This window comes from Pseudomonadota bacterium (assembly GCA_022572885.1).
Taxonomy (GTDB): domain Bacteria; phylum Pseudomonadota; class Gammaproteobacteria; order Steroidobacterales; family MnTg04; genus MnTg04.
Window position 1 is genome coordinate 51,985 of sequence record JACZVC010000020.1, and the last position, 11,964, is coordinate 63,948.

The window sequence follows — 11,964 nt, forward strand, 5'->3', positions numbered from 1 at the left end:
GAAACGCCCGCTGCCTTCAGCGGGCGTTTTTTGTTGCCTCTTTCAGCCTGACAAATATCCCGCACCAGCAGATAGCGCAGCTAGGTTTCGCCGGGGCCGTCCTCTTCGATGGGATAACCATCGCAAATGAAATCATCCTCACCCAGCGGCCGGCAGGCATCGGCCCAGCCAAATTGCCGCCAGTATTCGACCAGACCTGCCTCTTCCACCAGGTCTTTAAATTCCTGCAGTCGATGGACGCGCCCACAATCGCGAATCCATACATTAGGCCAGTACCAGTACGCCTCCGTTTCGTAAGCATCGAAAAAAATCGGCGTCAGATGCTCATTCCAGCAAGCTGAAGCATTAAACCGGTTTATCATCCACGGCTGTTCCTTGAGTAATTCACGCGCGGCGCCCAGTGACGCGTCAAGCTGCTCCGCATTCTCCGGCACCGTGAATACAAGCCGCATTTGCTCTTTGTAGGGCTGTAAATGCGGCGGTAGATTCTCGACGAAACATTCGACGTCTTTCTGGCAGGCGTACATCTTTTTCATCTGCGCCGCAAAATTCGGCCCTTCCCGGCCCAGTTCCGCGGCCCGTTCAAACATCCTGACCGCCTCGTCGATTGTCTCGGGCTCCATCAGCGCCAACGCGTAGCTTCTGACAGCGCGCACCGACAGCGGATTCATCAGATAGGTATTGCGTACCGCTTCGCGCGAATCTGATTTCCGCCCGGCATCCACCAGATGCCGATTGAGATGGTCATGGAGCATGAGCTTGTTGGGCTGCATCTCTACCGCCGCCGCAAGATTCTGGTAAGCATTGATCCAGCGATTCGGATGGTCGTACTGGTTGGGCAAAATAACCATCGCCTCACCCAGGTGTTCGCACAGGGCAAACGCCTGCCTGGCCTGTTCCTTCGACTTCCGGTCATTCTCCTGTTTTTCACTGCCATCCAGTGTTTCGTCATAGAAATTGATAAATAGATATGCCCAGGCCAAACCCGATCTCGCCTCGGCAAAATCCGGATCAGCTTCGATCAATTCCTGGTACAAGCTAACGGCGGTGTATAGCGTGTCCACATCCATCCCCCGCTTCTCGACGTGGTAACGAGCCGTGTAATATTTCTCCAGCACCGCCGGATCCGCCGGCATCTCGCAACGCTGCGCGATGGTCTCTTGCACCTTTTGTTGACCTGCAGAACCACCCAGTTCACGGGCGACAGCGCTGGCGATCAATTCCTGCGTCGCAAACAAACGATCCACGTCATCGCTGATCTGGCTGCTCCAGATCAGCTCGCCATTCTCATCCGCCAGCCGGGTATCGATACTCATCAAATCGCCATCCATGCGAATGCTGCCGGTCAGGATGTGCTTGACCTTGAGTCTTCGTGCAACCTGCGGCAGGTTCAGCCCATCGAGCAGCGCAGAAGTCGCGGACTCGAAGCCGATGACATCGAAGCGCCGGGAACGCATTAACAAGCTGTTGATCTCATAGGTCAATGCGCGAGAAATGGTGCGTGTCAATGCGCTGTCGCCTTCACCGGAAAACGGCAACACCACGATACTGGTACGGCTCAGCGTGCCCTCGGGCAGATTCCGCCAAGCATAAAGGCCTGCGCCCAATACGATCACAGCAAGCACGAGCAGGTCAACCGTCATCCGCCCGCGACCATGGCTGTGCCACGGATGCTCCAACAGCCACGCACCCCCGACGGTAACCGGGAACAAGGCTACTCCGGCAATAATCGTCCACCGGATCGGGTTATCGACGATACCGACATAGGGCAGGACCACATCGGCAAACTGCACCAGCAGCCAGAAAAAAACCACGTGGGCGACGGCCGCGCGGATGACATGACGGCGTTGCAACCGGTCCCACAGCGTTTTGATATTAGACATTCCTGCTCCTTATTTGTTTTTTCGGCCACGAGGCTGGTACCGATTCCAATATAGTTCAGGCTTTGCCAGTTTGCTCGACGCACAATACCAAATACAAAAGTGGCAGCCTATGGTTGGCAGTTTTTTCTTCTTCCGGCGTTATCGGAGACCATGGTAAGTTGCTCCTGCCATTCGGCATTTTCACTGGTCTGTGCCAGTTGCTGGTAAGAGCAGTACAGGTCGGCGGCAAACGGGTCCAACTCGAACGCCTGCCGTGCGAGATCGATCGCTGTCTCGATATCGCCGTTGTCGATGGCGATCCGGGCCAGCGATTTTCTGATCGAGGCTGCGTTCGGATACTGATCGAGCAATTCGGCATAGTCTGTATCCGGTCTTTCCAGTGTCCGTGTGAACTGCAGGCGGTACAGTTGAGTACCGGGATGGGACGAACATAAATAGGATGCGTCCTCCAGGTCTTTCATGACCAGTCGCTGCAGAACCGTCTTTTTGTTTGCCGGCGACAAGTTCAGTATGTGCCAACGCGATCTGGCTCTGAGCAGGTGCAGGAAACCATTTTCCTCTGTGCCGCCGATCAGCGCATCCAGTTCCGACACCATTAGCTCATATTCCTGCAAACCGTAGGTTTCCCGCCCGCCCAATCGTCCCCCTAGCGTTGCGATGGCTCTGACGGCATTTTCGTCGACCGGGTATGCGCAACCTCGAATCATTTCGCGAATTTACAGCAAGCGGGATTCATCGAGCCCAAGTGCCGGCCAGACCGCCGCCATGATCGAGTATTGCAAGGATTGCTGGTTTATCAATCGATCGCTAAATCTTTCACTCCAAAGGAGTTTCCCGTTTGCATCGAACAATTGGATGCTCGCTCGAAGATTCTTCCTCGACTGGTTGACCGTGCCGGCCAGCAGGTAATCCGCTTGTAAGAGTTTCGCCTTTTCTTTGACCGGCAACGCGGTCAGCGATGGATGCTGACTGCTCGAGAGTTCCAGCACCTGGATTTCCGGCAAGGTTGCCAGCAGCATGCGCAAACGCGACGCCAGGTGGTTCGCCAGATCGCCGGTGCCCGGCCGTGTATCCGTCGGTTCCAGGTTCAATACGGCTACCATCGGTCGCGTGAAAGATTTGGACCACTGCTGATGAGCCAGAAGCCCGGCCGCAAGTGTGACCATAAATAACATCGCGATATCACCGGCCACCGCAAGCCATGGCCGCCCATGCCATGGGTGTTCGAAGAACCAGGTCAGCGCCAGAGTAACCGGGAAAAAAATCAGGGCAAGCAGGATCATCCAGCGCACAAAGTCATTACTGACCATATCCGCCTGTGCCAGCAAGTCGGCAGCCTGCAGAATCAACCACACACCGGCCGCGTATAAAACGCCGGCGCGGATAACGCGGCGCTGGCTGAGTTGCTGTAAAAAATCAGTCAGACGAGACATAGCTGGTCGCGGTCTCTGGCAGCTCGGGTCAAAAAAAGGAACCCGGATGATATTGCCTAGCCAGCTGTCATCACCCTGACAATCAGCGTCAGCCACAGCGCGATCAGTACAAGACAGCCAAGCACGAATACGCGAAAGCGGTGAATCAACTTGTTGCTGGTCAGGTGTATATAGCTGTGGACATAACGTAGCCCCACATAGGCCCACGCCAGCGAGAGCGTCAAGACACCAGTCTGGCCAGTCTGCAGTATCAGCATTCCGGCTACGTAAAAAAGCACCGGCATTTCGTAAAGATTAATCGAATGGCGCGAGATCACCCGCAAATGCTCGGGTTCATCGTATCCGTCGTAAGTCTTGAAAAACCGTGGATTGATTTGCCCGCTTTTTGCAGCAGCAAAGCGTAAATAGGCCATACGAAAGACCACAAATATAGTTAGCGCAAACATCGCAAACATCGGGTAAATGATTTCCATACGCTGATCCCTTTTCTTCAAGCTGGATTGAATTGCTAACCGATTATTTCATCAGGATATCGAGCGGTCCACCCGACACCGGGCACGATGCCACGGCAACGTTGTTTTTGAAAGGCGCAAAGAACCCCGACACAAATTGAATCGATAATTGTGCATCGCAGTATCCGCCAAAAAAACAGCAAAACTGAACCCAACAAAAGCCAAAACAGCGTTTTCTGCTATGGTTATCGACAAATAACCAGAAAAAGAAGCTGGGAGAGAGCAAATGAAGCTGCTGAACCTAAGCAAATCCATTCGTGCGGCCTTGGCGATGTCGGCGGCTGCCACGTCGTTACTGGCGCAGAACACGGCGCTCGCCCAGGACGATGATGAAGACATCGCCGAGCAGGGTATGGTCGTCGTTACCGGCTCACGCATCCGCCGCGTGGATATCGAGGCGCCGCAACCGGTCACGGTGATCACCCGCGCCGACATCGAAGCAACCGGCGACATTTCGATCTCCGAAGTTCTTCGTGGCTCCAGCATAAACCAGATCGGCTCATTCAAGGAACGCTCGGGCAATTCCGCCCAGTCCCAGTCTACGGTCAATCTTCGCGGTCTCGGCCCGGGCAAAACGCTGGTGCTGCTGGACGGACGGCGGATGGCCGGGTCGCCAACTTTCGGCCAGGGCTCAGTCCAGAACCTCAACATTATCCCGATGGAAGCGGTCGAGCGCATTGAAGTCCTCAGGGACGGCGCATCTGCGGTTTATGGCTCGGACGCAGTCGGGGGCGTGGTTAACATTATTTTGCGCGACGACTTCGATGGCGTGCAGATCCGTGCCCGCGGCAGCCGCCCGAGCCAGGCCGGCGGCGATGAAGTCGCTTACTCGGTCACCGGTGGAGTCGGTTCCGGCAAGGGCCATATCCTGTTCAGCATGGAACATACCGAAAAAACGATCGTATTTGATCGCGACCGCGAGTTCACAAACCTGGGGCTCAGCTCGTTTGGCTTCCCCGGCTCGTTCCTGGTCAGCGACCCGGGTGGCTTTGGCTTCCTCGGCACCTTTGCCGACGCTCGCTGCCCGTCTGCGCTCGACACCAATGCGGAGTTTCCAAATTCGCGGATTGACGCACAAGAGTTTGTCTTCCCGTTCGGCACCTTTGTCCAGTCCAGATGCCGCTTCAATTACGCAGCGACCTCGGCAACCGAGGCATCGATCAAACGTGACAGTCTGTTTATCAACGCCAACTACCACGTTAACGAGGACATCGATTTTTTTGCCCGTGGCACTTATTCGAAAAACAACAGCTTCGGTGTGTACGCGCCCGCGCCAATCGTCGGTGGTTCGCCGTTCGCACCGACCATGAGCGCCGCCAACCCCAACAACCCGACGGCGCCCGGCGCAGTCGCCTTCAATCCCGCCCACCTGCCGGCGATTCCCTGCGAATTCCAGACCGACGGAATCACGCCCTGCAACGACTATTCGCAGTTTGATGCAAATGGCGATCGGATCGCCGATGCGGTCGGTCCATTCGACTTAACGATTTTTTATCGCAATATCCCGGGTGGCTTGCGCACCAGTAATGTCACCGATAATTTCTATGATTACCTGGTGGGCTTCACAGGCGCGTCCGATTGGTTCGGCGGTTCCGAGTGGACCGTCGGTCTGCAATACAGCAAGCAGACCAGCGATGACACCTCGGATGGCCAGTTGTTCCAGGATTCTCTGCAAAGCGCGATCGACGACGGCAGTTTCGACATTTTTGGCGTGAACGGCCCAACCAGCGCAGATGCCGCCGCTTCTTTCACGCACAATGCTTTCACCAACAGCGAGCATCGCTACGTTGGCTTCGACGCCTCACTAAGCTGGGACCTGTTTCAGACCAGGAATGGGCCCGCGCCAATCGTGGTCGGCGCCGAGTACCAGGACACGAAATACATCGAGGACTGGGATGCGCAGACCAATGCGGGCCGAGCTTTTGGCGGCGTGGGCCAAGTCCTCGACCTTGCCGCGGCACGCACGGTCAAATCGGTTTTCGTCGAGACGGAGATCCCGATCCTGGATAATCTGTCGATCAACCTGGCCGTTCGTTATGACGGTTACAATGATTTTGGCACCACCGTCAACCCGAAGGTATCCATCGGCTGGCGTCCGACCGACAGCTTGCTGATCAGGAGCAGTTGGGGGCAGGGCTTCCGTGCACCAACCTTTCGCCAGCTCTATGATCCCGAACTCCTTGGGGTTTCGCGTGCGCAGGATTCGACATTGTGCTTTAACGCCGGTGACACCGATGCCAACGGGATTCAGGATATCGATGAAGACATCGATAAATGGCCAGGAGGCCACCCGTGCAGCCGCATGGTTTTTGCCGGCATATCCGGCGGTAACCCGGATTTGAAGCCGGAGCTATCGGAGAATCTCAACGCAGGCATCGTCTGGAGCCCGAGCGACAGTTTGACGATGAGTTTCGATTACTACCGAATAGAGCTTGAGGACGAACCCCTGGGCGTTGGCCTGCAGTTCGTGTTCGACCGTGAACTGCGTGACAACATGGGTGGCCTGCAAGGCATCGATCTCGGCGCCCTCGCCATCGAGCGCGCGCCGAATGGTTCGGTACTATCGGCGAAGGCTCTCAATTTCAATGCCGGCAAAACCAGGACTGCCGGCTTCGACCTGATGGTCAATTACCAATTCTCGCTTGGCGCCGTTGGCGATTTCGGCGCCAAGTTCCAGGGCAGCAAGATGCATTACAATGATATCGACAGGGGCGATGGGCTGGGTCTGATACCGAAGCAATTCTTTTTCTTGCCGCCCTGGCGGGCCACCGTGTCACTGGACTGGTCGCTTGGCGATTTCAGCAGCGTGCTGGTCGGTAACGGCATGGCGGCCGCTCCTATCTTTTTCGATGGAGCGCCATTCGAATCGCGGATCGGTTCTTTCGTTACCTGGGATCTTCAATTCGGCTGGGATACGCCCGGGGACGGCAAGCTGACTATCGGGGCACGTAATATCTTCGACCGAGATCCACCGCTTGAGGAGATTTTTAGCTTTTACAGCAACCAGCTGCATGACATCTACGGTCGCGTTCCCTACATCCGCTACGAGAAAAACCTCTAGGCCGGTTCAGAAAAGGGATACAATCCGACGCGGGTTTTTCCCGCCGGGCCAACCGGCTCGGCCAAAAACGGAACTCGCCGAGGGCAATGAACGCATCCTCCTAGTTCAGGCAATCGGCCAGGAATTTCTCGGTTTCTGTCAGGAACTTGAGTCGGTTAACGTAAAGACTCAGGTGTTGTTGACACGCGCAGCCAGAAACTCGCCGCCAGGAGAAATTTCAAGATCGGTAAACATCGGCAATTCCGCAAAGTCCGCAGCTGTCGGTACGGCAAGAGTTGCGTTGCTTAGCAGGCTCAAAAAACCAATACCGATGATTAGTATCATCATCAACATGGATTTCTTCGCCATTGCAGGGTGCTTCATGTCCCGCCCCTGTGCCTAATTGGATGTCTGCACGATAACCACGATCTGACTGATTTTAGTCTAAGCAAACCATAGCAGATAGCGCTGCTAACCGGCGAATCGGCGATATAACCCGCGGTTTGGTGTAGCCTTCGATCTGAATAACCATAAAGAGGAAAGAGGTATGAACTTTCTCAGTAGCTTGTCTCCCCATGTACACTGGGGTCTGCGCCTGTCTCTGGCCGCGACCTTCCTTTATCATGGTTGGGGTAAATTTCCGATCGTGGAACCGATGATGGGCATGCCCGTCGCCGCCATCTGGATCCTGGCTCTTGGTGAAATCGCCGCAGGCGCGATGTTGATCGCAGGCGCGTTTGGCAAGGAGATGCTGACTCGGCTGGGCGCCCTGATCGTTATCGTCGTCATGATCGGCGCCATCGTGATGGTTCATGCCAAAAATGGCTTTAGTGTCATGAATGGCGGCATGGAGTTTCAACTTTTGATGCTGATGACAGCGCTTTATCTCGCCGCGAAGGGCAACGACGCCTAGAGAATGGGTCGGTTCGAGCCCATCGAAAGTCCATTCGCACCGGAGAAAGGTTTAACTATGTCTCCAGTATAAGGTGTAAACCATGTGACCGGAATGCACCGGGAAAAAGTGGCGCGCCCGACAGGATTCGAACCTGTGACCCCTGCCTTCGGAGGGCTGCGCAGGCGTTGAATCGCCGTACTAGCCCATGAACGTCAATGAACAACGAATGACGAAAATTTGTTGTTACTCAATCACTAGCCCTACACTCAGCGTTCTCCTGGATCTGCTGCAGTGCACGCAAGTGTTCTGCAATTGGACTTACTGAGGACTTACGAGGCGTGAAGGCAAAACTCTCCAGCCGGACTCTACAATCGCTGCAACCGTGCGATAAGCCGTTTGAGGTAGTCGATTCGGAGCTAAAAGGGTTCTTGCTGCGAGTCCAACCGTCCGGGGCAAAGACCTATTACTTCTCCTACCGGAACTCTCAGGGCAGACGCGGCCGTTATCGCATCGGCAATGGTGACGCGTTGAGCCCGGCCCAAGCCCGCGATCAAGCCGTGTTGCTCTCGGCGCGGGTAGTTGCCGGTGAAGATATACAGTCACAGAAGAAGCACGAGCGTCTATTGGCGGAACAAGCCAAGTCGCGAACCCTCGACGGTTTTTTGATCCACCAATACGAGCCATGGGTGACGAGTCAACGGAAGTCGGGTGCTGACACGGTGAAGCGTCTTCGAAGCAATTTTGCACACCTGATGCAGCGACCACTCGTGGATATCAATCTGTGGGTCATCGAGAAATGGCGCTCCGAAGAGCTGAAGCGTGGCAAAGCCAAGACCACGATCAACCGCGATATCACAACACTGAAAGCGTGTCTGTCGAAGGCTGTTGAGTGGGAATTACTGGATGCCAACCCGTTGCAGAAACTCAAGCCGATACGTACGGACGCTTTAACCCGCGCCCGCTATCTCAACGCAACAGAGGAAAGTGTATTGCGAAACGCTCTGATCGAGCGCGATCAGCGCCTGCGTAAGAATCGGGCGAGCGGCAATGCCTGGCGGCGCGCTCGGCACCACGAGGAGCTACCGGATCTTTCTTCAGTGGCATTCGCCGACTACTTGCAGCCGATGGTGCTTTTGAGCCTCAACACAGGACTTCGGCGCGGCGAGATTCTGCAACTCAGGTGGGCCGATGTCGACTTGCTGCGGCGAGAACTCATCGTTCGTGGCGACAATGCCAAGAGCGGCAAGACTCGACACATTCCACTCAACCACGAGGCGCTGACAACGTTGCAGCAATGGCGATCCGAATCAAGGTCAACCGAGTGGGTATTCGTCGGAAAAGACGGCAAACGCATGTGGGCGGTTAAGGCGTCCTGGAAGCGCGTGCTTCTCAGTGCGGCGATCGTTGATTTTCGCTGGCATGATCTCAGGCATCATTTTGCGAGTCGCCTGGTCATGAATGGCGTTGATCTCAATACGGTGCGCGAGTTGTTGGGCCACGCTGATCTAACGATGACCCTGCGGTACGCGCACCTGTCGCCCGAGCATAAAGCCGATGCGGTTGCTAGACTTTGTCGCTCCGATGAACATGAAGTAGAACTGCCCGCAGAAATTGCGGCACAACGCTAGGATCAGTCGAAATGGATAGACTACGTGACCTGTGTGAGCTGGCCCGGGATGTTAATGAAACACTTGAGTCCCTCATCCGCTTCGGCGCAAGCGGCGAGCTATCGATCTCTGTGATTGCTGATGACTGGGCGGTGCGATCGGGCGACGACACCGTGGACATCGTCAGAGGCCAGATGTTCTTGGCGCCTGAAGATCTGCTTCAGAGCTTGAACGCGCAGTGCACGCGAGTTTGTCAGGTCAGGCGGCCAAAGGACGACGCAATTCTCACGCTTGAGGTACCGGTGGAGGTCAACCGGGGCATTCATTTTGTCACCGCGGATGAGGCGGAGCGATTCTGTAGGGAGCACGCGCTTACGCTGAAATCAACTGGAGACACTCCGCCGTATCTGAACCCGAACCATGACTTCTACTCCGAAGAGTTGGCTATTGCGGTTAGGGCATGGGTGGCGCTCTTCGCGGACGGTAGCTTTGAGAAAGGATACAAAACTCCCAGGCAACACATCGAGTGCTGGTTGAGGGCTGGGAAATTCGACCTTGACGAAAACGCCGAGCAACGTATCGCTACGCTTGTCAATCCCAAGAAATCCAAGAAAGGTGGCACTCGAACCACATTGGCGGAATAATTTTACCCGCAAACTTCCCCAGAAAAAGCAAGCGCTTAGCGTAGTGCAATAGACAAGACGCCCAGGTCTTCCCAAACTGTTCCCCTTTCTTGTCGGGCACTCGTGTCCGATCCTACCGCTCGTAGTTCAACGTGCAACGAGAGGTATGAACGTGCAAGACAGGACATCATTGAACTCCTTGGGAAGATCACCCAGACATCGGCTGCTAACAGAGAAGCAGGCAGCACCGTATATCGGAATGTCGCGCTCTTTCTTGCGCCAGTCGCGTATGAACGGCAAGCGACAAAACCGAACCGCAGGGCCGCCGTTTCTCAAGATAGGTCGCAAGGTGCTTTATCTGGCCGACGACCTGGATGACTGGCTGTTGGAGCACCGTCGTGACGGCTAAGTGGGGCACAACCATCTTTATGCGGTCTGGCACGTGCATGGAGACCACACACTGGTCGACACACCGGCCAACACACCGCAGAACACATCCAACACACACACCGGAATTACTGGGATATACGCCTTATGGACAGTGAAACTCGAATGTGGGAACGCCTTTGGGTCATTTTGGCGGAAGATGACTGGGATCAGATCGTGTACGTCTACGGCGTTGATAGTTCGGGCCGGACGATAAAGCCCTTTCTTGCAAAGTGGGCGTTGCATGCGGAGCTGCTTGAAAGTATTCGTAACGAATTTGGTGCAGGCCTGTACCACCTGATGATCCGGCAAGGCAAAACCATGCGGTTTACCGGGACCATTGGGCTCGGCCCTCGGGCCGGGGAACCATGGCCGGACGATTGGTCGGGTTAGACGGCGTATTCGTGATATCGGGTAATAGCCGGGTTGATCCAAGAGACCAACGCACAGGAATTAGTCGAACGTCTGCTTTCACCAAAAGCGGTCGTTCAAAGTGCTAGATATCCTAGGGTCCGACCGGCTGCTTTCGGCCAAGAGCGGTCATTCAATTGATCCGAAGAGCAACTCAGCGACGCGCTCAAAACGGCCAATAGCAGACATTGTGGTTGTCGCCCCGGAGCACTGCCTCCCGAAGACGGGATGCATTCCAGAGCCCTTTATCTATGCGGTGTTCGAACCGCTTGCAACACACTTTTGATACCTGAGAGCCCATAGAGGCCCACAGATGCACACCAGAACTCGTCAGTTATCGGCCAAGGTCCGTTTCGCGAGATGCTACTTACGAGCGACTTTCTATTGGCCGCAGCGTTCGGCAAAAAGCGGAAATTCAATCTTGGGCTAACGGCAGTTTATGTTTGGCATATACCCGGCCTATGAAGATACTGGACTACAAAGTTCCGGTTTGGCTTGCCCTTGTTGGAGTAGTGATTGTCAGTGCGCTAGGCGATGGTTGGATCATTGACTCGCTATCGCTGCGGCAGCTTGCTCAGTGCGCTCTGCCGAGTTGTCGCAGCTTCGTTCGGCGCTGCCCGACACGCAGCAGCGGCAACCAATGGCGGCGCGCCACGACCGTTTGGCTGAGCGATCGCCAACGGGAAGCTGTATAGTCAGATCTTTGATGAGGCGAGAGTTTTTCGCGAATCAGGCGCCTCGCCGTACCGCGCCGCTGGAGTTAGAGCGATCTAACTAAAATGGGTCGACGGCCGCACAGCGCCTCCAGTCTTGTGCTGGCCACCAAGGGCCTCAATGGGGAAAGAATAATGAGTCAGCCAAAAAATTTGATCGAACAGTTGCTGAGCGCGGCGGGCGTCTCCGACGGGTCCGGTCGACGAGGCGGCAGTACGGGCCGGCCCGGCGGTCCCGGAGCGAGGCAGATCGCCATCATCGTCGGACTCGCTTTTCTGGCTTGGGCCGCGTTTAGTTCGTTTTACACGGTGCAGCCGGAGGAGAGAGCCGTTGTCAAGCGCTTCGGCCGCGTCATCGGTATTACTGATCCGGGGCTGCATTTCAAGCTGCCTTTTGGCCTCGACAGGGTGCAGCTCGTGG

Annotated in this window: 12 protein-coding genes; 7 read left to right on the forward strand and 5 right to left on the reverse strand. The window is 55.6% G+C overall.

Annotated features, from left to right (window positions below):
• Window positions 1-80: 80 nt before the first annotated feature.
• The 4 genes from IIA05_08820 to IIA05_08835 all read right to left on the reverse strand — a co-directional run bounded on the left by IIA05_08820 (window position 81) and on the right by IIA05_08835 (window position 3,789).
• On the reverse strand, window positions 81-1,883 hold the full coding sequence (locus IIA05_08820) for a hypothetical protein (protein ID MCH9027201.1): 1,803 nt from the start codon (window positions 1,881-1,883) through the stop codon (window positions 81-83).
• Window positions 1,884-1,990: 107 nt separating this feature from the next.
• Window positions 1,991-2,590 carry a hypothetical protein gene (locus IIA05_08825; protein ID MCH9027202.1) on the reverse strand — a complete coding sequence of 200 codons (600 nt, stop codon included), beginning with the start codon at window positions 2,588-2,590 and terminating at the stop codon, window positions 1,991-1,993.
• A 9-nt stretch (window positions 2,591-2,599) separates the two neighbouring features.
• Window positions 2,600-3,316, reverse strand: a complete 717-nt coding sequence (locus IIA05_08830; GenBank protein MCH9027203.1) for a hypothetical protein — start codon at window positions 3,314-3,316, stop codon at window positions 2,600-2,602.
• 56 nt (window positions 3,317-3,372) lie between these two features.
• Window positions 3,373-3,789 (reverse strand): MAPEG family protein, encoded by a 417-nt coding sequence (locus IIA05_08835; protein ID MCH9027204.1) that lies wholly within the window; start codon window positions 3,787-3,789, stop codon window positions 3,373-3,375.
• 265 nt (window positions 3,790-4,054) lie between these two features.
• Here IIA05_08835 and IIA05_08840 point away from each other — a divergent pair, with 265 nt between their 5' ends.
• Complete coding sequence (locus IIA05_08840; protein MCH9027205.1) at window positions 4,055-6,889, forward strand: TonB-dependent receptor; 2,835 nt, start codon at window positions 4,055-4,057, stop codon at window positions 6,887-6,889.
• Window positions 6,890-7,057: 168 nt separating this feature from the next.
• Here the strand turns inward: IIA05_08840 and IIA05_08845 are convergent, their stop codons facing one another.
• Complete coding sequence (locus IIA05_08845; GenBank protein ID MCH9027206.1) at window positions 7,058-7,252, reverse strand: hypothetical protein; 195 nt, start codon at window positions 7,250-7,252, stop codon at window positions 7,058-7,060.
• Between the two features lie 163 nt (window positions 7,253-7,415).
• Here IIA05_08845 and IIA05_08850 point away from each other — a divergent pair, with 163 nt between their 5' ends.
• From IIA05_08850 to IIA05_08875, 6 genes are all read left to right on the forward strand, one after another.
• On the forward strand, window positions 7,416-7,781 hold the full coding sequence (locus tag IIA05_08850) for a DoxX family protein (GenBank protein MCH9027207.1): 366 nt from the start codon (window positions 7,416-7,418) through the stop codon (window positions 7,779-7,781).
• A gap of 320 nt (window positions 7,782-8,101) precedes the next feature.
• A complete protein-coding gene (locus IIA05_08855) occupies window positions 8,102-9,391 on the forward strand; it encodes a tyrosine-type recombinase/integrase (GenBank protein ID MCH9027208.1) in 1,290 nt (429 codons plus the stop codon).
• 11 nt (window positions 9,392-9,402) lie between these two features.
• On the forward strand, window positions 9,403-10,014 hold the full coding sequence (locus tag IIA05_08860; GenBank protein ID MCH9027209.1) for a hypothetical protein: 612 nt from the start codon (window positions 9,403-9,405) through the stop codon (window positions 10,012-10,014).
• 145 nt (window positions 10,015-10,159) lie between these two features.
• Window positions 10,160-10,402 carry a DNA-binding protein gene (locus IIA05_08865; GenBank protein ID MCH9027210.1) on the forward strand — a complete coding sequence of 81 codons (243 nt, stop codon included), beginning with the start codon at window positions 10,160-10,162 and terminating at the stop codon, window positions 10,400-10,402.
• 125 nt (window positions 10,403-10,527) lie between these two features.
• On the forward strand, window positions 10,528-10,812 hold the full coding sequence (locus IIA05_08870; protein ID MCH9027211.1) for a hypothetical protein: 285 nt from the start codon (window positions 10,528-10,530) through the stop codon (window positions 10,810-10,812).
• 866 nt (window positions 10,813-11,678) lie between these two features.
• A partial coding sequence (locus tag IIA05_08875) for a hypothetical protein (protein MCH9027212.1) occupies window positions 11,679-11,964 on the forward strand: 286 nt, incomplete at its 3' end.